Annotated in this window: 20 protein-coding genes; 2 read left to right on the forward strand and 18 right to left on the reverse strand. The window is 65.7% G+C overall.

Going from position 1 to position 20,938, the window contains the following annotated elements; translation table 11 throughout:
• Positions 1 to 13: 13 nt before the first annotated feature.
• The 14 genes from N5K27_RS25305 to N5K27_RS25370 all read right to left on the reverse strand — a co-directional run bounded on the left by N5K27_RS25305 (position 14) and on the right by N5K27_RS25370 (position 14,630).
• Entirely contained in the window at positions 14 to 991 is a 978-nt protein-coding gene (locus N5K27_RS25305; RefSeq protein ID WP_087836848.1) for a tripartite tricarboxylate transporter substrate binding protein, read from the reverse strand.
• Between the two features lie 25 nt (positions 992 to 1,016).
• Positions 1,017 to 2,570: a long-chain-fatty-acid--CoA ligase gene (locus tag N5K27_RS25310; RefSeq protein WP_279820059.1), complete on the reverse strand. Its 1,554-nt coding sequence runs from the start codon at positions 2,568 to 2,570 to the stop codon at positions 1,017 to 1,019.
• Positions 2,567 to 3,049 carry a MaoC/PaaZ C-terminal domain-containing protein gene (locus N5K27_RS25315; protein ID WP_087836846.1) on the reverse strand — a complete coding sequence of 161 codons (483 nt, stop codon included), beginning with the start codon at positions 3,047 to 3,049 and terminating at the stop codon, positions 2,567 to 2,569. Before N5K27_RS25315 ends, N5K27_RS25310 begins: the two co-directional genes overlap by 4 nt.
• Entirely contained in the window at positions 3,046 to 4,158 is a 1,113-nt protein-coding gene (locus N5K27_RS25320; RefSeq protein WP_279820062.1) for an enolase C-terminal domain-like protein, read from the reverse strand. Before N5K27_RS25320 ends, N5K27_RS25315 begins: the two co-directional genes overlap by 4 nt.
• Positions 4,158 to 5,132 (reverse strand): tripartite tricarboxylate transporter substrate binding protein, encoded by a 975-nt coding sequence (locus N5K27_RS25325; RefSeq protein ID WP_279820064.1) that lies wholly within the window; start codon positions 5,130 to 5,132, stop codon positions 4,158 to 4,160. Before N5K27_RS25325 ends, N5K27_RS25320 begins: the two co-directional genes overlap by 1 nt.
• Positions 5,133 to 5,162: 30 nt before the next feature.
• Positions 5,163 to 6,329 (reverse strand): CaiB/BaiF CoA-transferase family protein, encoded by a 1,167-nt coding sequence (locus tag N5K27_RS25330; protein WP_279820067.1) that lies wholly within the window; start codon positions 6,327 to 6,329, stop codon positions 5,163 to 5,165.
• Entirely contained in the window at positions 6,326 to 7,027 is a 702-nt protein-coding gene (locus N5K27_RS25335) for a dienelactone hydrolase family protein (RefSeq protein ID WP_165963371.1), read from the reverse strand. The genes N5K27_RS25330 and N5K27_RS25335 overlap by 4 nt, the downstream gene beginning before the upstream one ends.
• Positions 7,028 to 7,048: 21 nt before the next feature.
• Complete coding sequence (locus tag N5K27_RS25340; protein WP_279820070.1) at positions 7,049 to 8,191, reverse strand: acyl-CoA dehydrogenase family protein; 1,143 nt, start codon at positions 8,189 to 8,191, stop codon at positions 7,049 to 7,051.
• A gap of 5 nt (positions 8,192 to 8,196) precedes the next feature.
• Positions 8,197 to 9,174 carry a tripartite tricarboxylate transporter substrate binding protein gene (locus tag N5K27_RS25345; RefSeq protein ID WP_165963369.1) on the reverse strand — a complete coding sequence of 326 codons (978 nt, stop codon included), beginning with the start codon at positions 9,172 to 9,174 and terminating at the stop codon, positions 8,197 to 8,199.
• 1 nt (position 9,175) lies between these two features.
• Complete coding sequence (locus N5K27_RS25350; protein ID WP_087836840.1) at positions 9,176 to 9,976, reverse strand: citryl-CoA lyase; 801 nt, start codon at positions 9,974 to 9,976, stop codon at positions 9,176 to 9,178.
• A 163-nt stretch (positions 9,977 to 10,139) separates the two neighbouring features.
• Positions 10,140 to 11,102: an ABC transporter substrate-binding protein gene (locus N5K27_RS25355; RefSeq protein ID WP_087836839.1), complete on the reverse strand. Its 963-nt coding sequence runs from the start codon at positions 11,100 to 11,102 to the stop codon at positions 10,140 to 10,142.
• A 32-nt stretch (positions 11,103 to 11,134) separates the two neighbouring features.
• Positions 11,135 to 12,091 (reverse strand): tripartite tricarboxylate transporter substrate binding protein, encoded by a 957-nt coding sequence (locus N5K27_RS25360; RefSeq protein WP_087836838.1) that lies wholly within the window; start codon positions 12,089 to 12,091, stop codon positions 11,135 to 11,137.
• Positions 12,092 to 12,127: 36 nt separating this feature from the next.
• Complete coding sequence (locus tag N5K27_RS25365; RefSeq protein WP_087836837.1) at positions 12,128 to 13,582, reverse strand: aldehyde dehydrogenase family protein; 1,455 nt, start codon at positions 13,580 to 13,582, stop codon at positions 12,128 to 12,130.
• A gap of 115 nt (positions 13,583 to 13,697) precedes the next feature.
• The gene (locus N5K27_RS25370) at positions 13,698 to 14,630 is read right to left on the reverse strand and encodes a LysR family transcriptional regulator (protein WP_087836836.1); all 933 of its coding nucleotides are present in this window, start codon (positions 14,628 to 14,630) and stop codon (positions 13,698 to 13,700) included.
• Positions 14,631 to 14,834: 204 nt separating this feature from the next.
• On the opposite strand from N5K27_RS25370, the gene N5K27_RS25375 reads away from it, so the two are divergent.
• On the forward strand, positions 14,835 to 15,038 hold the full coding sequence (locus N5K27_RS25375) for a cold-shock protein (protein ID WP_087836835.1): 204 nt from the start codon (positions 14,835 to 14,837) through the stop codon (positions 15,036 to 15,038).
• 100 nt (positions 15,039 to 15,138) lie between these two features.
• Here N5K27_RS25375 and N5K27_RS25380 read toward each other — a convergent pair whose 3' ends face one another.
• The gene (locus N5K27_RS25380; RefSeq protein WP_087836834.1) at positions 15,139 to 16,206 is read right to left on the reverse strand and encodes a linear amide C-N hydrolase; all 1,068 of its coding nucleotides are present in this window, start codon (positions 16,204 to 16,206) and stop codon (positions 15,139 to 15,141) included.
• 92 nt (positions 16,207 to 16,298) lie between these two features.
• Entirely contained in the window at positions 16,299 to 17,291 is a 993-nt protein-coding gene (locus N5K27_RS25385; protein WP_279820079.1) for a tripartite tricarboxylate transporter substrate binding protein, read from the reverse strand.
• Positions 17,292 to 17,450: 159 nt separating this feature from the next.
• Here N5K27_RS25385 and N5K27_RS25390 point away from each other — a divergent pair, with 159 nt between their 5' ends.
• Positions 17,451 to 19,004, forward strand: a complete 1,554-nt coding sequence (locus N5K27_RS25390; protein WP_279820082.1) for a UbiD family decarboxylase — start codon at positions 17,451 to 17,453, stop codon at positions 19,002 to 19,004.
• A gap of 385 nt (positions 19,005 to 19,389) precedes the next feature.
• Here the strand turns inward: N5K27_RS25390 and N5K27_RS25395 are convergent, their stop codons facing one another.
• Together N5K27_RS25395 and N5K27_RS25400 are read right to left on the reverse strand one after the other, a co-directional pair.
• On the reverse strand, positions 19,390 to 19,839 hold the full coding sequence (locus N5K27_RS25395) for a carboxymuconolactone decarboxylase family protein (protein WP_279820084.1): 450 nt from the start codon (positions 19,837 to 19,839) through the stop codon (positions 19,390 to 19,392).
• 155 nt (positions 19,840 to 19,994) lie between these two features.
• Positions 19,995 to 20,933 carry a sigma-70 family RNA polymerase sigma factor gene (locus tag N5K27_RS25400; protein WP_347945571.1) on the reverse strand — a complete coding sequence of 313 codons (939 nt, stop codon included), beginning with the start codon at positions 20,931 to 20,933 and terminating at the stop codon, positions 19,995 to 19,997.
• Positions 20,934 to 20,938 lie beyond the last annotated feature (5 nt).

A 20,938-nucleotide genomic window follows, 5' to 3' on the forward strand; every position in this document is an offset into this window, starting at 1 on the left:
CGTTCTTCTCCGGCTAGTCCAGCTTCACCTTGGCATTGCGGATGCTGGCCTCGTACTCCGCCCGGTCCCGGACCAGGAAACGCCCGAACTCCTCGGGCCCCTGGTTCAACGGCTCGAGCCCGACGCCCGTCACGTACTTGTCCAGGAAAGCCGGCTGCGAGACGACGGCCGACACGTCGGCGGCGATCCTGCCCACGATGGCGTCCGGCGTGTCCCTGGGCGCAACCAGGCCGAACCAGGCTTGCGAGACCATCTCCGGAAACCCCAGCTCCGCGAACGTCGGCGCGGCAGGAAAGGCGGTGATCCGCCTCGGCGCCGCAACCGCCAGCAGCCTGACCTTGTCCCCCTGGACCATGGGAATGGATGGCGGCACGCCTACCCACGCCACGTCGATCTGGCCGCCCACCAGGGCGGCCATGACGTCGGCGACGCCCTTGTAGGGAACGTGATTCATCCGGATGCCCGCCAGCGACGAAAAGGCCTCGGCATCGAGTTGAGCCTTGCTTCCCACGCCATACGAGCCGTAGGTCACCTCTCCGGGACGCGCCTTCGCGCGCGCCACGAGCGCCTCCACGCTCGCCAGACCTGACTTCCTGCTCGCCAGCAGAATCTCCCGCGTCTGTACGAGATTGACCACCGGCACGAAATCCTTGACCGGATCGTAGGAAAGCTTGCGATAGAGATATTGATTGGAGGAGAGCGTCGGGTCGTTGGCCATCAGCAGCGTGTAGCCATCCGGCGCCGCACGGGCCACGTGTTCGGCGGCGATGATGGTATTGGCCCCGGGCTTGTTCTCGACGATGACGGGCTGCGACCAGCGGCTCGTCAACTCCTGGGCGATTCCACGCGCCACGACATCCGCCAGGCCGCCGGCGGTGAAGGGTACGACGATGCGCACCATCCTGGCGGGAAACGCCTCGCCGTGCGCCGCTCCGGCTGCCGCCAACCATGCCAGCGCGGCAACGCCGGCGAGAATCCTGCGTAGGTTCATGCTCGTCTCCTTTTGGTCTGTCTGCTCAGGCGACTTGCCTGGCCTTGTTTGCCCAGTACGGCGCGCGCAATGCCTTCTTGTCTATCTTGTTCGTGCTGGGCAGGCGCGGCAGCGCAGCCATGAATTCGATGCTGCGCGGCTTCTTGTAGCTGGCCAGCCTCTGGCGGCAGTGTTCGATCAGCGTGCGCTCGTCGGCCTGCCCGCCCGCCTTCAGGGCGACGAATGCCTTCACCGACTCCCCCCACTTCTCATCGGGCACGCCGATCACCGCTGCTTCCAGGACCGCGGGATGAAGCAGCAACGCCTCCTCCACTTCCCGCGAATAGATGTTCTCGCCCCCGGAGATGATCATGTCTTTCTTGCGATCGACGATGAACAGGTAGTGGTCCTCGTCGAAATAGCCCAGATCGCCCGTCTTCATCCACCCGCCGTCCAGCGCCGCCGCGGTCTCCGCCGGCTTGCCCCAATAGCCCTGCATGATGGCGGCCGAGCGCATGGCGATTTCGCCGATTCGCCCCTGTTCCAGTTCCCGGCCCTGCTCGTCCAGGATCCTGATTTCCACGCCGGGGATCGGCTGGCCTGCCGACGCCATGCGGGCGGCCTGGGCCGAGTCCCCCTCCGGTTCGTGCTGGTGCTTCAGGAGAGCGGTGCCGGGCCCGTGCTCGGTCATCCCATAGACCTGCATGAAAATCCGGCCAAGCGCGCGATGCGCCCGCCGGGACAGCGCCACCGACATCGGCGCGGAGGCATAGCAGATCGTCTTCAGGCTGGACAGGTCCACGGCCTGCCTTTCCTGCTCGTCCAGCAGGGCCTGGATCATGATCGGCGCGAAGTGGGCGGCCGTCACGCGATGGCGCGCCATGCTGTCCAGGATCTCCCGCGCGTCGAACCGGCGGTGCAGTACGATCGTCGCACCGCAGATCAGGTAGCTGAGCAGCTCGGTGGTACCCCCTATGTGATAGGCGGGCATGACGATGAGCATGCGGTCAGTGGGCTGCGCGCCGTGCGACAGCGCCAGCATGCGGGCCTGCTCCACCTGGCCGGCGTTGCCCAGCATGACACCCTTGGCGGTTCCAGTGGTGCCGCTGGTATAGATCAGGAAAACGGTGTCGTCGTCCCGGGCGCGCATCGGCGGCGGCACGGCGTCCGCGCGGGCGATGGCCGCCTCGTAGCCCGAATCGCCCGCATCGCCGCCCAGCTTCATGGTCCGGACCTGCGCAGGCAAGGCGGTGCACAACTCCCGCACCCGGTCCTCGTACTCCGGGTCATAGACCAGCAGGGCGGGAGCGCAATCACGCAGGATGGCAACCTGGTCCGCCGCCGACAGCCGGTAATTCATCCCGACCGCGATGAACCCGCACATGCCCGCCACACAGTACATCTCCATGTATTCGGGACAATTCTGGGCCAGGATCGCAATGCGGTCGCCGCGCGCCAGGCCCTGGGCGAGCAACGCATTGCCGAGCCGTCTCACCCTTTGCCCGAACTCTCCGTGCGTGATGACGCGGCCTTCGAAAAGAAAGGCCGGATGATCGCGCAGGCAGCGCGCGTTGTGGTCGACGATGTCGCCGAGAATCATGATTGTTCCCCCCTGGATGAGAGCCGCAGCATGGTTCCTCCATACCCTTCCTGGAACGACTCCCCGTCCGGGCCGAGCAGTTCGAAGCGTCTGTCGACGATGGCTCGCTGTCCGTCGGATGTCACCCGCTTGCCATTGATCGTCGCCCTGACATGCACCGTGTCCCCCACCCGCAACGGCCGCCGGTATCGCCACTGCGCCAGGCCGGTCGCGCCGACGACAGGATCCGCGAATACAGGCAGTTGCGTCGCCATGCCCATGGCCAGCAGGATGCCGTAGGGGCCCTGGAACATCGGCCCCGGCATGCCTGCCGCACGGCAGAACTCGACGTCGGCGTGAATGGGGTGCCAGTCTCCGCTCAACATGCAGGCCAGGGAAAGATCGGTCTGCGTCAACGTTCGGGCGCTTCCCTCGTAACGCTCGCCCACGACCAGTTCGTCATAGGCGATGGCGTGCCTGCCCATTCGGACATTGCTCATGACGGCACCTTGAAATCTTTCATGCTTTCCCAGTCCACGAGTTCGGCAACGGAGGGGGTCTCGGGCAGGGCCACCATGCCGTCGACGATCGCCGGCACGTGCCCGACGTACTGCTCCCGCATGGCCAGGAACCAGCTCAGTTCGGCGGGTAGCGAGCCGGCCGGCAGCGTCGCGGCGAATTGCAGGCCGCTCCACGTGCCCATGGCGCTCTCGCCCATGAGGCCCGCCACCGTGCCGGCCCGTGCCCGGGCGGCAAGATCGCGCATGGCCTGCGCATCGGAAAGGCCGAAGCGCCCCGGCTTCGCGCTCAGGATGCCGGCGCCGCGCTCCAGGAAAAGCCGGGCGTCTCGCGTCGAGGTCATCCCGAAATCGACCAGCAGCGGCAGGCCCGCATCCCGTTGCAGGGCCTGGAACGCGCCATCCGGGGACAAAGGCGAAGGATCTTCCACGACCTCCACGCCTTCCTGCGCCATGGCTCGCACGTAGTCCGCGGCTTCTTCGAACGGATAGGCGCCATTGGCATCCACATACAGGCGCGTGGCATCGCCCAGTGCCCGGCGTACCGCCGCCAGGCTGGCCCGGTCCAGATGCAGCCCCTGCCCGCCCTTGATCTTCAGGGTCCGAAAGCCATGGGCCTCCACCATGTCGGCGGCCTCGCGCGCCATGACTTCAGGGGCCTGCCGGGTGACAGCCCAGGACACTTCGACCTCGGACCGCCCTTGCCACAGCCGCCACAATGGCTGGCCCCGGCGGGACGCGTCCCAGTCCCAGCATGCGTTGTCGATCAAGGCCTTGGCGACGGTGTTGCCCGGGATGGATTCAAGCACCCCGCGTAGTTGCCCCGGCCCCGACAATCCCGTTTGCCGGACCAAGGGCTCGAACACCTCGCGCAGCGTGGCGACGAGACTGGCTGCCGTGGCGCCGACCCACGTCGGCTTGACGACGACCTCGGCCGCCCCCGCCGCGCCGGACTCGGTCTCGATGCGCAGGATCACGAACTGCGCGGCCGCCTCGGTCATGTCGCTCCAGCGGACCTCGCGTCCATAGGCAAGGCTGCGGACGAACACGTCCCAGCGCACGATGCGCTCGATCTGACTGTTTTCGGCCATCAGTCCACCCGTGCGCCCGATGCTTCGATCAGCGTCTTCCACTTCGGTGATTCGACCGCGATGTAAGCGGTCAGGTCGTTGGCATCGAGGTAGTGCGGTTCCGCGCCGAGTTGTTGGAGTCTTTCGCGCACGTCGGCCTGGGCCAGGATACGCTCGACCTGCGCGCTCAAGCGGTCGACGATCTGCGCGGGCGTATCCTTGGGCGCGAACAAGGCGTACCAGCCCAGCACATCGAATCCCGGATAGCCTGCCTCGGCCACCGTGGGCAAATCGGGAGCGAGCGGGGTGCGCGCGCTCGATGTCACGGCCAACGCCCGCAACCGGCCCGCCTGCACCTGCTTCATCACCGCGGGCACGGTAAAGAAGGTCATGGAGACATCGCCGGCGATGACACTTGTCACCGCGTCCGGACCGGTCTTGTATGGAACGTGTTTGAGGCGAATCCCGGCCATGCTCTGCAACAAGGCCCCCGCCAGATGTCCCGACGTGCCGTTGCCGGCCGACGAGTAGGTCAGCTCGCCGGGCTTCTCGCGCGCCAGCGCGACGAGTTCCGCCACCGATCGCACGGGTAGCTCGCGATTGACGACCAGCAGGTTCGGCGCAATGGCGACCATGGCGGCGGGCGGCACGTCGCGCATCGGGTCATACGGAAGGTTCTTGTACAGGTGCGGCCCGACCGAGTGCGTCGGGCTGCCGCTCATCAGCCAGACGTAGCCGTCCGCCGGCGAGCGGGCCACCTGGGCCGCGCCCACATGTCCGCCCGCCCCCGGCTTGTTCTCGACGACGAACGGCTGGCCCAAGGCCGCCTCCAGTTTCTGCGCGAGCAGGCGGGCGACGATGTCGGCGGTTCCGCCCGCCCCCGACGAGACGACGATGCGTACCGGCCGATCCGGCCACCCGGCCGCTCCCGCCTGGCCGGCGGCAACCGCCAGGCCCAGCGCGCACAGCGTTCCCGTGAAGCGTGTCAACTTCATCGCCATCCCCTTCATGCGGAAAGATCCGCGTCAGATGATTCGGGCCTGCCTGAGCTCGCTCATGGCGGCTTCGGAAAAACCGGCCTCCCGCAAGACTTCTTCCGTGTGCTCGCCCAGGTCGGGCGGAGGCAGGAAATTGCTGTCGTGGTCGCCGTCGTAACGGATCGCGCGATGCGCGGCGCGCAACGTGCCGTGGCGCGGATGCTGCTGCGTGTAGAAGACGCCCAGGTGACGCACCTGCGGATCCTCGTCCAGTTCGTCCAACGTCCGCTCCGGGGTGAACGGAACGTCATGGGCCTCGAGCCGGGGCAGCCAGTACTCCCGCTCCCGCTGGGCGAACACCTCGGCCAGCGTGCGCGCCAGTTCGTCGTAGCGTTCCACGCGGTCGTGGCGCGCCGGATAGGCCGCGAGCAGATCCGGGCGGTCGATCGCCTGGACCAGGCCGCGCCAGAACTTGTCGGGCGACGAAAGATGCAGGGCGATGCGGCGCCCGTCCCGGCAGGTCAGGATGTATGACTGCGACATGGCCGCCCGCCCATACAGCGTGGGCGTCTGGCCGGTTGCCAGCATCGAACCCAGCGGCTCGCAAGCCATGGCGATCATGGCTTCGAGCATGTTGACCTCGACCTTGCGCCCCAGGCCGGTCGATGCCCGCTCCACCAGGGCGCCCAGGATCCCGAGGCAGGCGTAGATGCCCGTCACCGCATCGGATACCGCGGGGCCGGCCACCCGCGGGTCCTCGCCGCGGTGGAACATGGACAGCCATCCCGAGACCGCCTGCCCCACGTTGTCGTAGGCCGGCCGGCCGGCATAGGGGCCGCTGGCGCCGAAGCCCGTGATGGCGCAATAAACAAGGCGGGGATTGAGCCGACGCAGACGCTCGGCGCCCAGGCCCAGCCGCTCCTCCACGCCCGGACGCATGTTCAGGAGCAGCACGTCGGCGTCGTCCACCAGCTTGTCCAGCACGGCCCGCCCCTCGGGTCGGGTGTAGTCCAGCGCCAGGCTGCGCTTGTTCCTGTTGTGCGCCTGGAACTGGGGGCTGTAGAGCCCCCCCTTGAATGCGCGGAACGGGTCGCCGCTGCCCGGCCGCTCGATCTTCACGACATCCGCCCCCAGTTCGGCCAGCGACATGCCGGCCAGCGGCGCGGTAATGAAATTCCCCAGGTCGAGCACCCGGATCCCTTGAAGGACTTTCATCGATTGCCTGCCCCCAACGCGGTCCGCAGGAACGCCGTGGTCCGCTCGTGGGCCAGCTCGGCCGCCGCCAGCTCGCCGCGCGTATAGAAACCGTGGCCGACCCCGGGGTATCGGTGAAAGCCTCCGCCTGCCGTGGGCGGCAGCGCAGCTTCTATCCTGGCCTGGGCCTCGGCGGACGCGTAGCGGTCCTGGTCGCCGTAGTGCAGCACCACCGGGCAGCGCAAGGCGGCCGCCTCGTCCAGATGGTCCTCCACCCCCACGCCATAGAACACGGCCGCCGCATCGACCTCCAGTCTGGCGGCGCAGCGGAATGCCAGCTTTCCTCCCAGGCACAGGCCCACCACCGCCACGCGGCCCCGGAATCCCGGCATGGCGCGGATGTGCGCGGCAACCCTGCCGATGTCGGCCAGGCCCGCCTCTTCGTCGAACCGCTCCAGATACTGGAACGCGCGCTCGATGTCGGCCTTCGAATGGCTCAGCTCGACGCCCGGCTCGATGCGCCAATAGAGATCGGGCGCCAGCGCGAGATAGCCTTCGGCCGCATAGCGATCGGCGACGCCGCGTATCGCGTCGGTCACGCCGAATATCTCCTGCAGCACGATCACGGCATGGCCGTTCGGTTTCCCCGGCCGACTGACATAAGCGGCGAAACCCCGCCCGTCGCCGGCGTCGATGGTGGTCTTTGCTTCTGACATCATGGTCCTCCCGCGCATCAGGCGTCAGACGAGGTAGCTGCCCTTGAGCAGTTCCCGCGCGATGGAATTTCTATGGATCTCGGTCGTTCCGTAGCCGATGGACATGCCGCGCGCGTCGCGGAAGTAGCGCTCGAAGGGATATTCCTCCGACAGCCCGTATGCGCCGGCAAGCTGCATGGCCTGGTTGGTCACGCGCACCGCCATCTCGTTGGCATAGGTCTTGGCGATGGAAACCTGCGCCACCGACTGCCGCCCCTGGTCGATGGCCTGCGCGGCCCCGTACACCAGCGCGCGCGCCGCCTCGATATCCATCGCCATGTCGGCCAGCTTCCACTGCAATCCCTGGTTCTCCGCAAGCGGGCGGCCGAACTGCGCACGGTCCTTCAGATGCTGGACGGCATGGCCCAGCGCCGCCTGGGCCAGCCCCAGGCAGATGGGCGGGTTGCCGGTGATGCGATCGGCGTCCAGCACCTGCAGCAAATCCTTCATGCGTCCCGCCGGCAGGAGCAGGTTCTCGGCCGGCACGCGGCAGTCCTGGAAGACCAGTTCGGCCATGCCCGTCCCGCGCAGCCCCAGCAGATCCAGATGCTTGCCCACCGAAAACCCGGGCGTGCCGCGCTCGACCAGCACCGCCCCCACGCCCTTCATGCCGGGCTCGTCGGTCAGCCGCACCAGCACCAGGAACACGTCCGCCACCTGGGCGGCGGTGCACCAGAGCTTGCTGCCATTGATCACGTAATGCTGGCCATCGCCGACGGCGCGGGTCTGCACATTGCCCACGTCGGAGCCCGCATTCGCTTCCGACATGCTCCAGGCCGCATACCGCTCCGCCTTGGCGAAGGCAGGCAGGTAGCGCTGCCTGAGCGGTTCGGAACCGATGTGCAGGATGGCGCGCGGCGTCGCGCCGTCGGTGCAGGAATACAGCATGGCCGTGTTGGCGCAGGACCGCGCCAGTTGCTCCACCACCAGCACCGTCTCCAGCAGCCCCAGGCCTGTCCCGCCGTAGCTCTCGGGCAGGAAAATGCCGGTATAGCCATGCCCGGCCAGCACCTTCAGGTTGTCGAGCGGAGGCCGATACTGCCGGTCGGCCGCCGCCGCGCCCGGCGCGAACCGTTCGCTCGCCAATGCATGGACCGTGTCCCGGATCAGCCGTTGTTCCTGAGTCAATTCCACTATTCGCCCTTTGCGCCGGTCAACTTGATGATGTGCTGGTAGTGCGCCGACTCCCGTTGCAGGAAAGCGCCGAACTCCTCCGGCGTGGACGGAGCCCCCTCCACGCCCAGCTTCACGAACTGTTCCTTGACCTCCGGGCTCTCGAGCGCCTTGCGGATCTCCCTGCTCAGGCGCCCCACGATCGCTGGCGGCGTGGATGCCGGCGCGACCACCCCGTACCAGGTCATGAAAGAGAACGCCTTCAGGCCCGACTCGGCCACCGTGGGAATGTCCGGCGCGATCGCCGACCGCTCCTTGCCCGAGACGGCCAGCCCCTTGAGCCGGCCCGAACGCACGTGCGGCACGCCCGAGGACATGCCGGTGAACATCACGTCCACCTGCCCGCCCACCACATCGGCCAAGGCCGGGGCGACCCCCTTGTAGGGAACATGGGTCAGATCGATGTCGGCCAGCGCCTTCACCCACTCCATGGCGAGATAGTGCGGGGTGCCGTTCCCGATAGAGGCATAGGTGATCTTCCCGGGCCGCGCCTTGGCGGCGGCGATCAGTTCGTGCACGGTGGAAACCTGCGCCTTGGGATTGGCCACCAGGATGAACGGCACGAAGACCAGTTGGCTGACCGGCGCGAAATCCTTGACCGAGTCGTAGGACAGCTTCTGCCCGAAGAAGATCGGGTTCAACGCGTGGGAATCCGTCACCAGGCCGATCGTGTAGCCGTCCCCCTCGGCCCGGGCCACCGCCTCGGTCCCGATGATGGTGCTGGCCCCGGGCCGGTTCTCGATGATGACGGGCTGGCCCAGGTTTTCCGCCATCCTTTTGCCGACGGCGCGCGCCACGATGTCGGTACCGCCTCCCGCCGGATAAGGCACGATGAAGCGGATGGGCTTGTCGGGCCACTCCGCATGCGCGGTGGACGGCCCCCACCAGGCCAGGCCCGCCACCGCAACCGCCAGCCATCGCATCGATAGTCGCCGCATGTCACCCTCCTTGTCGTCCGCCCGCGGGCGGCGTGTCATGTTCGCCAGCCTCTTCCTCGGTACGCAGCCAGATCTCGGCGGCCACCGGATGCGCCTGCTCCTCGACCAGATGGCCGACCAGCCCCACTGCCCGGCCCATGACCGCGATCCCGCGCGCCGCGCGCCAGGAGATCCCAAGCTCGCAGCACAGCGCGCCGATGGCGCCGGTGGCATTGACGGGCAGGCTCTTGCCGTAAACCGCCTCGGCTTCCTGGCCGATGGCGCGCATCAGGTCGACATACCGTCCGGAATAACCTTCTTCTGCCGCGACCTGAAACAGGCGGCCCGTGCGCGGATCAACGGGTTTGTGCAGGTTGTGGCCGATACCCGGGACGGACTGCCTGCGGTTCCGGAAATCCGCGACCACGCCGCGCGCAAGCTCTTCTGGCGAGCCCTCCGGCGTAGCGGCCCAGGCGGATTCCAGCATCCGTGCCGCGCCTTCGGCTGTACCGGCGAAAGTGGTTCCCATCCCGCACAGCCCCGCGGCCACCGCGGACTGCAGGGACTCCGGCGCCCCCAGGTAGGTCAGCCGCGCGACGATGGACATGGGCGTCATGCCGTGCTCGACCAGGGTGACGAGAATGGCGTTGAATACTCGGGATTGCCGCGCATCGGGCAGGCGTCCGGTCAGCTCCAGGTACGCCATATCGCCGAAATTGAGGGTACCGATGATGTCCCGGGCCAGGTCCAGGCCCTGGACGAAGATGCGTTCGGGGGTGCTGCGGCCCATGCCGCTGCGTATCGGCCGCCGGTTCCGGCTCATGTCGTCTCCTGTTCCACTTCGGTGGATTCTTTTGGGGGCGGCATGCGCCGCCTGTTGGAGACGAAAGATAGGCGCTCCTATTGGCCGGCGTCCAATAGAAGGCGGTCATTCCCTGTATGCGGGGAACGAATAGTGGTGGGCGGGGATGCGAGCCGGCGCAGGCTTACCAGCCCGGGAACAGCTCCTCGGCGGCCGGCCGGCGCGGAATCAGCCCTTGCTCGTGCGACCAGCGGATCTGCGTCTCGATCATGTCGCGGTTGGCCTCGAAACCGTAGGGCCAGAAGTCCTGCCCCATCAGCGCCTGCGTGCTCTCGGCCTCGGCCTGCATCCATGGCAGCATGACGGGCAGCGCCTGGTGGATGGCCAGGCGGTCCTGCGCCACCTGCTTGGCCTGGTTGAATGCGGCCAGCAGCGCCTTGGGCAGGCCGGGGTTCGCCTCGGCCACGTCGCGCCGCAGCGCGATCACATGCATGATCGGAAAGCGCCGCGTGCGCGCGTAGTAGTCCTTTTCGACGTCGCGCCAGTCGGGAAACAGCCGGCCCACGCCGGCGCGGCCGAAAATCGCCGGCGGCGTGTAGGCGATCAGCGCATCGAGCTGGCCGGCCTCCATCATCGACGACAGCGTGCGACCCCGCACGGCCTGGATATTCACCCCCTTGGGCCAGTTGCGCGGGTCGATCGTGTCCCGCTCCACGTGGTCCACGTCGCCGGCAAACCACGCGCAACTGCCCGGATCGAAGCCGTATTCGTCCGACAGCATGCCGCGGGCGACCAGCGCCACCGTGTTGGAATACTCGCGCAGGCCGATCCTCTTGCCCGCCAGGCCGGCCGGCGTGGCGATACCGCTGCCGGCCCGCACGTAGATGGCCGAGTGGCGGAACGAGCGCGACGGGAAAATGGGTAAGGCCACATAGGGGCAGCCGCCTCGCACGCTGGCGATCAGGAAGTTGCTGAACGACAGCTCGGTGACCTCGTACTCGGCGGTCTGGAAAGCCTGCGAGAAGATGGCCTCGAGGTCGCCGGTCGCGAACCGGGTCTCGAAGCCCTCGACACCGACGCTGCCGTCGACCAGGGCACGAGTGCGGTCGTAGTCGCCGACGGCGATGCGAATGGAGGGTTGGGACATGCGGGACCTCGTGGCGGGAATGGATCGACGGACTATATCTTGGCGCCGGACGCCTTGATGATCTTTTCCCATTTGACGATCTCGGACTTCGTGAAATCGCCCAGGGCCTGGGGCGTGCCGCCCGCCGGCACGGCGCCCTGCTCGGCCAGCGCCGCCTTCACGTCGGGCATCTGCAGGATCTTCACCATGGCCGCGTTGAGCTTGTCGATCACCGCCTTGGGCGTGCCGGCGGGCGCGTAGATGGCGGACCATGCCGCGGTCTCGAAGCCCGGCAGGGTCTCGGCGATGGTGGGCACGTCCGGTACCTGCGGCGCGCGCTGTGCGCTGGTCACCGCCAGGATGCGCACCTTGCCGCCCTTGACCATGGGCAGCCCGGTGGGCATGTTGACGAACATCATCTCGACCTGGCCGCCGGCCAGGTCCACGATAGCCGGCGCCCCTCCCTTGTACGGGACGTGCAGCACGTCGATGCCCGCCACCGACTTGAACAACTCGGACGACAACTGGCTGGAAGTGCCCAGGCCCGTGGACGCGTACGACATCTTCTTGCCCGACTTGGCATACGCGATCAGCTCCTGCGTGGTTTTGACCGGCAGCGAAGGGCTGACCAGCAGGATGTTGGGCACGGTGCCGACCAGGATCACCGGCGCCAGGTCCTTCACCGGGTCGTAGCCCAGCTTCTCGTACAGCGTGATGTTGATCGAGACGATCTCGGACCCCATCAGCAGCGTGTAGCCGTCGGCTGGCGACTTGGCCACCGCCTCGGCGGCGATATTGCCGCCCGCGCCCGAGCGGTTCTCGATCAGCACCGGCTGGCCCAGCGCCTCGGCCAGCCGCGGGCCGACCGTTCGGGCGAAGAAATCCACCGTGCCGCCTGCCGGGAACGGCACCAGCATCTTGATGGGCTTGGAGGGATAGGTATCGGCGCGGGCGGCGCCCGACAGCAGGGAAAAGGCAGCGATCCAGCAGAATACGGTCAAGCGTTTCATGGGCAGGCTCCTGGCGTCAGTGCGGCAGAGGAAAAGTCAGGCGTAGTTGATGACCATCAGGCGGATCTCGGACATCTCGTCCATGGCGTAGCGCGTGCCTTCACGGCCGGTGCCCGACTCCTTCCACCCGCCGAAGGGCATGTTGTCGATGCGGTAGATCGGCACGTCGTTGATCATCAGGCCACCGACCTCCCAATCCTCGATCGCCCGGAAGGCACGGCGCAGGTCCTGCGTGAAGATGCCGCCCTGCAATCCGTACTTAGAATCGGCGGCACGATGCACCGCCTGGTCGAAATCCTGGTAGCGATTCACGGTGACGACGGGCCCGAAAATCTCCTCGTCCTCTACCTTCATGCCGGGCCGCGTGTCTGTCAGCACCGTCGGCATCACCACCGCACGCTCGCGCGAACCTCCCGCCAGCACGCGCGCGCCCTGCGCCACGGCCTCGTCCACCCACGACTGGATGCGCCTGGCCGAGTTCTCGTCGATCACCGGACCGACGTCGACGCCCTCTTCCATTGGATTGCCCACCCGGCAGGCCCCGACCTTCGCGACCAGCTTCTCGATGAAGACATCGGCCACCGACTCCTGCACCAGGATGCGCTGCACCCCGATGCAGTACTGGCCGCCGTACACCACCCCGCCCCGCACGCAGCGCGCGGCGGCCAGATCCAGGTCGGCATCCTCGGCCACGATCACCGCGCCGTTGCCGCCCAGCTCCAGCGCCACCTTCTTGCGGCCGGCGATGGCCTTGATGTGCCAGCCCACCTTGGCGCTCCCGGTGAAGGTCACCATCGCGAAGCGCTCGTCGCGCACCATGGCCTCGGCCAGGTCCACCGGACAATGGACGACCTCCAGCGCGCCCGCGGGCAGCCCCGCGTCGGCCAACAGCTCTTGCAGCAGCAGCGCGGTCAGCGGCGTCTGCGGCGCCGGCTTGAGCACCACGCTGTTGCCGACCGCGATCGCCGGGGCGACCTTGTGCATCACCAGATTCAGCGGGAAATTGAAGGGCGCGATGGCCAGGATGGTGCCGATCGGGAAGCGACGCGCGATTCCCACACGGCGGCGCATCGACGCCAGCGCCGCGTGGTCCAGGTCCGCCAGCGAAGCTGGGCGGCCATCGGCGTCCGTGGTCTGGTACTCGAACACCCCGGCATCCGCGTCCAGCGGCACCTCGTCGCCATGCTGGAGCCGGGCCTCCGCCGCCGCGTTGGTCAGGTTGAAGATCGCCCGCGACACCTCGCCGCGCGCATCGAACAATGGCTTGCCCGCCTCCGCGGCGATGGTGCGCACGAACTCGTCGCGGCGCACCTTCAGCAATTCCGCCGCTCGCGACAGGATGTCGGCGCGCGCGAAGCGCGGCAGCTTGCGCATGACCTCGAAGGCGCGCTGCGCCCGGACGATGGCCTGCTCCACGTCGGCGGGACCGGCAACCGGCATTTCGCCCACCACACTGCCGTCATAGGGAGACAGGATTTTCTCTAAAGTCATGCCGCGGGCTCCAGGCGTTCCATGAAAGTACTTTCATTAAACGCGTCAGGCCTGTGCCACGGAAGCGGGGAACAAGTGATGGCAGCGTTCTGAAAAATAGAACACCTGGGCGGAATCACCGCCCCTTGCACTTCGCCAGCAACGGCTCGAGAAAAGCCCTGGCCGCGGCCGATAGCTTGTGGTGACGAGCCGTGATGATGTCCAGGCTGGCCTGCCGGCACGACTTGTCCGAAACCGGCACCCCGGCCAGCAGCCCAGCGGCCTCTTCGTGTGCGAACGTCAGGGGCGGCATGCACGAGATCACATCCGAGCCCGCCACCAGCGTCTTGAGCAATTGCAGCGAATTGGCCACGCAATGGACGGACAACGTAACGCCGGCGCGCATGGCGGCGTGGTCGATCAGATAGCGGGTGCCGAAGGTCTCATCCGGCAACACCATCCGTTCGCCGGCAAGATCCGCCATGCGCAACGACTTGCGGCGCGCCAGCGGATGCGAAGGGCGGCAAATCACCTGCAACGGCTGCGCCAGCCGCCCTTGCAGCACCAGGTCCTCGCGGCTCAGCACGTCGAACGCCAGCCCGATCTCGGCCGATTCCCCCACCACCCGGTCGGCGATCTGATGCGTGCCGCACACCTCCACGTGGAAATCGATGCCCGGGTACTCGGCGCTGAAGCGCGTCATCAGCGCCGGCAGGAAATCCCCGGTCACGGCCTCGATCACCGCCAGCCGGACCGTGCCGCGCCGCAAATCGGTCAGGTCGTGCAGATCCGAGCGAATGCGTTCGATGCGATGGTCGCTGTCGCGGACGAACTCGAACAGCATCCGCCCCGCCTCGGTAGGCAGCATGCCGCGCGGCGAGCGCTCGAACAGCGACGCGCCCAGTTCCTGCTCCAGGTTCACGATCTGGCGGCTGATGGCGCTGGGGGCAACGAAAAAGAGCTCGGACGCCCGGCGCAGGGAGCCTGTGCGGACGACTTCGGCGAAGTAGCGAAGAGCCTGTGGCTGGAGCATGGGGACGGTGGGGAGTGGCGGTTTCGGAAGAATCATTGCATATCCGCCACCGGAGCCGCCGAGTCCTGTCACACAATACGCCTTGACGGTGGAGGCCGCATGCCTGATAGTGTATGCAGATCTTCAAGTGTTGCGATTCCTGCGGTTGTGTGCGATCCGATAGTGCGCCATAAATTGTTCTAGTCCCTCCTTGATCGTCTGTTCCCGGGCGTGTGCCCATCTCTCATCAAGGAAACAATTATGGAAACCGGTATCGTCAAGTGGTTCAACGCTGAAAAAGGCTTCGGCTTCATCATGCCGGACAACGGCGGCAAGGACCTGTTCGCGCACTTCTCCGAAATCCAGGGCAACGGCTACAAGTCGCTGCAGGAAAACCAACGCGTCAGCTTCATCGCCGGCCAGGGCCCCAAGGGTCCCCAGGCGACCAAGATCACGCCGCTGTAACGCTTGACATACGCCGGTTGGTAACGGCGTAGGTTCAAAAACGACAAGCCCTCGCAAGAGGGCTTGTTTGTTATGGGCGGTCGAAATGAGGCCGATCGATTCAGATCCCAAGGAATTTGAACGGCGCCGCCGGCTTGAACCCCCCGTTGGCCATGCCCGAGTAGATGTTCGCCTGGTTCGGGCCGAGGTCGAGTTTCATCACCTGTCCGGTCTCGCGCGAGAAATCCAGCTTCGCCAGGTCGACCCAGAAGATGTTGGGCGTCAGCGCCGATTCGAAGAAATAGCGCTTGCGCTTGTGGTCGGCGACGGTGCGCCAGCGGGTCGACGAAATATTGGGCTGGTCCGGCGTGGTGATGCCCAGGGGCACCGAGACGTTGCGGATGACGCTGAAGACGCTGGCGATCGTCTCCAGCGGATCTTCCGTCTTGGGAATCGCGTTGACGTAGAAAGCCGCCCGGGCAAACCGGTCGGATGCCCGGTTCGTGCCGGGCAGCATGACCGTCCCGCCGATCTGCTTCCAGTACTCCTCCATCGCCAGCTGTTTGTCGAAGGTTGGCGAGTTGGTCATGACCTGGTAGTCGCGGCTGTGGTGGATGACTTGCCTGCCGTCGATGTATTCGATGATGGCGCTGTCGCCGCTGGCATCCGAGAGCGAGAGATGCAGGGTCGCCAGGCGGGCTTCGCCGGGAACGTTGTCGGTGACGACGGTGAAAGGCTCTTTCGCCAAGGTGTCGACCGCCTCCTGGACGGTGGCGAAGTTGTCGAGCGCGTATTGCGCCCAGGCCGCGAGCGTCAGGCCGGGCGTCTTGCCGTCGTAGGCGGGATAGGAGGACTCGACCAGCCACAGGACGTTGGCCACCAGCCCCGCTTCGTTCATGCCGTCCGTTGTCGAGATGTCATAGCCCGAGGCGATGACGCTTCCGTATTTCGAGGTCCATTGGATGGAGTTCGGGCCGGCTTCGCCGGATCGCCTCATGCCGCGCGGAAACACCCACAGGTTGGTGCCGACGTCGACCTTCCAGTCCATCGAGCGCGCCGTGACGACCTGTCCGCCGGCGCCGAGATAGACAAAGCGGGTGCAGGCTTGCGCCGCCGAAACAGCCAGCATGCTTGCGCAGGCAAGCAAGGCGGCGCAGGCGGACGCGTAGCGGGGCATTCTCGGGTTCATCAAACGCTCCATCCGAAGTGTCGATGGACTTTACCGCATCGGAACCGGAAGCAGGCCCGATGCGGCGGCCGGATGGCGGGTCAGGAAGAGACCTACTGCGGTTCTATCCCCGCGTCCTGGACGATCTTGGCCCAGGTCGGAAGATCGGATTGAATCAACCTGGCGAAATCCGCTTGCGAGCCGGGCATCATTTCTATGCCGACAGGCGCGAATTTCTCGTGCGTGGAAGGCAGTTTCAGCATGGCCTGCACGGCGGCGTTCAGCTTGTCCGCGATCGGCTGGGGAATGCCGCTCGGCGCGACCAGGCCGATCCATACCGTCATCGAGAACCCGGGAATGATTTCGTTCAGCGCCGGCAGATCGGGCATGGCTTCGCTGCGCGTCTGGCCGGTGGAGGCCAGGGCCCGCAGCCGCCCGGACTGGACATAGGGAAGCGTCGAGGTTCCGCCCTCGAACATCATGTCGATCTGGCCGCCCAGCAAATCGTTCATGGCCGGGGCGCTGCCCTTGTACGGCACGTGCAGGATATTCGTACCGGTACGGCGCGTGAACATTTCGCCCGCCAGATGGTGGGTGCCGCCGCGGCCCAACGAGCCGTAGGTGAGTTTGCCGGGTTTGGATTTCGCCAGCGCGACCAGTTCCTGGACGGATTTCACCGGAACGGAACTGTTGACCACGAGATAGAACGGCGTGGAGAACATCGTGGCAATAGGCGTGAAATCCTTCGCCGGATCGACGAGCAGCCCCTTGGTCGTCAGCGGGTTCAGGATCATGCCGGTTTGCGAGCTGACGAACAGGGTGTAGCCGTCGGGCGCGGCACGGGCGGCGGCATTGGCCCCGATGGCCTGGTTGGCGCCGGGGCGGTTCTCCACGACCACGGGTTGCCCCAGCCGGCTGGCCATGTCTTCGGCCAGGGCACGGCTGAACGTGTCCACCAGGCCGCCGGGCGTATAGGGCACGATGAGCTTGATCATGCGGTCCGGGTACCGGCCGGCCTGGTCCTGGGCGGGCGCGGCAACCGGTGCCAGCACCGCTGCTGCCAGGGCCAGCCAGGTCCCGGCTCTTGTTCCTAAGCGTGTCTTCATGTCGTCTCCTCCTAGGGGCAAAGCGGGCGCTTCATGCGCGTCGTGGTTTACACCGCCATCTGCGGATGGTCGTGGCGTTTCTCTGTTGCCGAGACTAATATAAGAATATTTTATATAAACAATCTTTACAAATACTTCGTCGCAACAAGGAGGAGAAACATGAACGCGCCCCTTCCCCGATCAGAAAGCCGTCCCGATCTACAACGATTCGGCCTGCGTACCTTTCTTGCGTCCCTGCCCGCCGACGACCTGGAACGACATGCCGCGCCCGTCGCGCTTGCCGATATCGCCGCCCGCCTGGAGAGCAATCCGCGCGCGGCATGGTTCGAAAACATCGAAGGGAGCCGCTTCGCCTTGTGCGGCAACGTCGCGGGCAGCCGGGCCCGCCTGGCCGCCGCCTTCGGGACCACGGCGGACAAGGTGCTGTCCGAGGTGCTCGCGCGGCTGCGCAAGCCGGGCGAACTGGTGGAAGTGCCGCGCGCGCATGCGCCGGTCCAGGAGGTCGTGCTGACCGGCGACGAATGCGACTTGACCGCCCTGCCGGTGCACCTGCAGCACGAATTCGACGGCGCGCCCTACATATCGGCGTCGGTCGACTTCGTCCACGATCCCTTCGCCGGGCATACGAACGTGGGCATGCGCCGCCTCATGCTGCGCGGCCGCCGGTCGGCGGGCGTGGATCTGGTCGCGCCTTCCGATTTGCGCGCCATCTACATGGCGCGCGCGGAACGCGGCGAGCGCACGCCGGTGGCGTTCGCCATCGGCAGCCACCCCATCGATCAACTCGCCGCCACGCTCCGCTTTCCCGGCGACGAACTGGCGCTTATCGCGGCCTTGCGGGCCCAGCCTTTGGGCGTCGTCAAGTGCGTGACCAACGATCTGATGGTGCCCGCCGATGCCCAGTTCATCCTCGAAGGCTATTTCGACGAGCGCGGCCATGTGGAACCCGAAGGTCCTTTCGGCGAGTTCCTCGGCTACTACGGAGCGGTAAAACGCAATCCGCTCTTCCACTTGACCGCGATCACCCACCGCCGGGACGCCATCTTCCAAACGGCCTCCATCGGCGGGCCGAGCATGCACTGCACGGATACGGCGCAGCTTTGCTCCCTGCGCACGGAGGTCCTGGTCTGGAAAGCGCTCGAATCCGCCGTGCGCGAAGTGCGGGCGGTCTACGCGCCCCCCGCGGCGGGAGGATCGTTCAACGTCCGTATCGCCTTGCAGCAACGCGTGCCGGGCGAAGCGCGCAATGCCATCGCGGCCGCATTCGGCTGCCTGGGCAATGTCAAGAATGTGTTCGTCGTCGACCCGGACATCGATATCTATTCCGACGCCCAGATGGAGTGGGCGTTGGCGACGCGTTTTCAGGCGAGCAGGGACCTGGTTGTCCAAAGCGGCTTGAGGACCGTTCCACTAGATCCTTCGTTGGAGGGTTCGCGAACGACCGACAAGACCGGATTCGACTTGACGCTGCCATGGCTGGCACCTGGAGCCAGGCGTCCCATCGAGCATGAAGTTCCGCATCCCCCGAGGTTCGGGGCGTCCAGCCATGCATCCCTGGAGGCTGCGCTGGAGAGCGGGCCCAAGTTTTTTGCGGAACTTATGGCGGCTGTTGGGACGCGTGATGGGCGGGAGCTTGTATGCGAGCTGGAAGATATTGCCGCCCGGCGCGCGATTATGCGTGATGACCAGGGGCGGTATCGGTTTGGTTCGTAGCGATCCGCCTGAGGCCACGGCTATTTATTTTGACCGCGGCAACAAAAAACCCCTTGATCGATGAAATCAAGGGGTTCTTGCAATGACTGGCGGAGAGGGTGGGACAAACTTGCCTCAGCCCGAAAAGTCTTATGAATCAACCACTTGGGTGGTGGCGAGGTTCAAAATCTTGCTACCAGTAGTGCTACCAGCGGCGTTCGAAGCCATGTTACACCATGAGCCACGTAGGTAGCGAGGCAAGTGGAGCGCCGTAAGTGGCACTCTGGGCGCTTCTCGGGCCGGCGTCCGACGGCTACGATGGGGCCAGGAGCGGTCGCTCGCTGGCACCCAAAATGCGCGCCTGGGGCGAGCCGTTCAGCCTCGTAATCGCGGCCTGTCCTCCGCCTTAAGACTTGGCACGCGGCTTCATGCGGAAGCTTATACCCATGCGATTGATAGCATTCATGGCTGCAATCGTGAGAGTCAGGTCCACCAGATCCTTCTCCCCGAACACGGCCAATGCGGCCGAATAGGCCTCATCTGAAGCGTGAGTCTCGTTCACCAGCGTTACTTCCTCGCACCACGCCAACGCAGCGCGCTCCTGTTCTGAGAAAAGATATTGGGCCTCGTGCCAGACAGGGATGAGTACCAGCTTTTCAACCGACATGCCTTCAGCAAGTAGGTCACGCGTATGAATGTCGATGCAGTGCGCGCAACCATTGATCTGCGACACACGCAGGAAGACCAGGTGAGTCAGCAAGCTCGGTAGGCCAGTGCTCTTGGTGACGAAGTGGTGCAGCGTTCCAACAGCCTTGGCACCTTCAGGGGAGGCTTGAAACCATACAGCGCGATTCATAGATCAGATTCCTTCAATGTCATTGATGGGTGGAGGCCGACCGCGACCTCCTGCTCACAAGACGTTTGACATGAGGGCTCTGTGACACCCGTGAAGAAAAATGCGGCGAATAACCGCGCGCTGCGAGCGTTGTTTTGCGCCCCGGACGGGTTAGATCAGTGAGGATTTGGCGCTGTCAGCAAGTCGCTATAGCGTTTGAGGCCGGCCAACTTCTCCGGATTGCGCTGTATCCGCACATGCGCGATGCGACCACCTTCGAACTCAAAGGCCTGGACGGACTCTAGTTCGTCTTGCAGATAGCGCAAGAGGGCCCATTCACCGTTCAAGAAGGCCAGTTCCAGTCGCATGTTTCTGCCATGCCGCAGGTAGTGCGCGTAATACAGTTGGGCAATACGCTGGGCGCCGCTCAAGGGGTGGCGCAAGCTTGGCCCCTTATTGCCAAAGTCGCCTACCAGAGCTGCCTCTTCGGCCAGCAATGCGCGAATCCCGCTGAAATCACCGTCCATGATGGCCTGTATCAGACGATGCAAAAGCGCGTACTGCTCCTTCGGCGGGGTTCGCGACCGCTGTCGCTCTGAGCCGCGCGCTGCCATCAGCCGTTGCTTTGCACGGTGCACGATTTGACGGGATGCCGCCTCACTCTTGTCTATGGCTGCGGCAATATGCTCGTAGTCGACGTCGAAGACCTCCCGAAGCAAGAATGCCGCGCGTGCCTCTGGCGTCAGGCAATCGAGCAGCACCAGGAAGGCGATGGAAACGTCATCGGCAACTTCGTGGATTTGCTCCGGGGAGGCTGGACCGTCGCTGATCAGTGGCTCGGGAAGCCAGAGGCCAGGATAGGCTTCTCGTCGAAGCTTGGCAGCACGCAAGCGGTCAATTGCCATGCGTGTGGTAACCGTGACAAGCCAAGCCTCTGGAACGAGCACCACTTCACGCTGATTCTCGGCTTCATCATGCCAACGCAGCCATACATCCTGCACCAAGTCTTCAGCCTCTTCGACGGAACCAAGCATTCGATAGCCGAGGGCCATCAGCTTGAGGCGCGAACGCGAAAAGGCTTGTTCAGACGATGGAGACAAGGTCACCTCTAAGATATCCC

Source organism: Pigmentiphaga sp. GD03639, from assembly GCF_029845405.1.
In the GTDB taxonomy this organism is placed as follows: Bacteria; Pseudomonadota; Gammaproteobacteria; order Burkholderiales; family Burkholderiaceae_B; genus Pigmentiphaga; species Pigmentiphaga daeguensis.

Excerpts from the sequence above, each read along its gene's own strand:
- N5K27_RS25335 (WP_165963371.1), bottom strand. The coding sequence starts at position 7,027 with ATGATGTCAGAAGCAAAGACCACCATCGACGCCGGCGACGGGCGGGGT.
- N5K27_RS25360 (WP_087836838.1), bottom strand. The coding sequence starts at position 12,091 with ATGAAACGCTTGACCGTATTCTGCTGGATCGCTGCCTTTTCCCTGCTG.
- N5K27_RS25355 (WP_087836839.1), bottom strand. The coding sequence starts at position 11,102 with ATGTCCCAACCCTCCATTCGCATCGCCGTCGGCGACTACGACCGCACT.
- N5K27_RS25315 (WP_087836846.1), bottom strand. The coding sequence starts at position 3,049 with ATGAGCAATGTCCGAATGGGCAGGCACGCCATCGCCTATGACGAACTG.
- N5K27_RS25350 (WP_087836840.1), bottom strand. The coding sequence starts at position 9,976 with ATGAGCCGGAACCGGCGGCCGATACGCAGCGGCATGGGCCGCAGCACC.
- N5K27_RS25390 (WP_279820082.1), top strand. The coding sequence starts at position 17,451 with ATGAACGCGCCCCTTCCCCGATCAGAAAGCCGTCCCGATCTACAACGA.
- N5K27_RS25365 (WP_087836837.1), bottom strand. The coding sequence starts at position 13,582 with ATGACTTTAGAGAAAATCCTGTCTCCCTATGACGGCAGTGTGGTGGGC.
- N5K27_RS25345 (WP_165963369.1), bottom strand. The coding sequence starts at position 9,174 with ATGCGGCGACTATCGATGCGATGGCTGGCGGTTGCGGTGGCGGGCCTG.
- N5K27_RS25380 (WP_087836834.1), bottom strand. The coding sequence starts at position 16,206 with ATGAACCCGAGAATGCCCCGCTACGCGTCCGCCTGCGCCGCCTTGCTT.
- N5K27_RS25385 (WP_279820079.1), bottom strand. The coding sequence starts at position 17,291 with ATGAAGACACGCTTAGGAACAAGAGCCGGGACCTGGCTGGCCCTGGCA.
- N5K27_RS25305 (WP_087836848.1), bottom strand. The coding sequence starts at position 991 with ATGAACCTACGCAGGATTCTCGCCGGCGTTGCCGCGCTGGCATGGTTG.
- N5K27_RS25310 (WP_279820059.1), bottom strand. The coding sequence starts at position 2,570 with ATGATTCTCGGCGACATCGTCGACCACAACGCGCGCTGCCTGCGCGAT.
- N5K27_RS25325 (WP_279820064.1), bottom strand. The coding sequence starts at position 5,132 with ATGAAGTTGACACGCTTCACGGGAACGCTGTGCGCGCTGGGCCTGGCG.
- N5K27_RS25370 (WP_087836836.1), bottom strand. The coding sequence starts at position 14,630 with ATGATTCTTCCGAAACCGCCACTCCCCACCGTCCCCATGCTCCAGCCA.
- N5K27_RS25395 (WP_279820084.1), bottom strand. The coding sequence starts at position 19,839 with ATGAATCGCGCTGTATGGTTTCAAGCCTCCCCTGAAGGTGCCAAGGCT.
- N5K27_RS25320 (WP_279820062.1), bottom strand. The coding sequence starts at position 4,158 with ATGGCCGAAAACAGTCAGATCGAGCGCATCGTGCGCTGGGACGTGTTC.
- N5K27_RS25375 (WP_087836835.1), top strand. The coding sequence starts at position 14,835 with ATGGAAACCGGTATCGTCAAGTGGTTCAACGCTGAAAAAGGCTTCGGC.
- N5K27_RS25330 (WP_279820067.1), bottom strand. The coding sequence starts at position 6,329 with ATGAAAGTCCTTCAAGGGATCCGGGTGCTCGACCTGGGGAATTTCATT.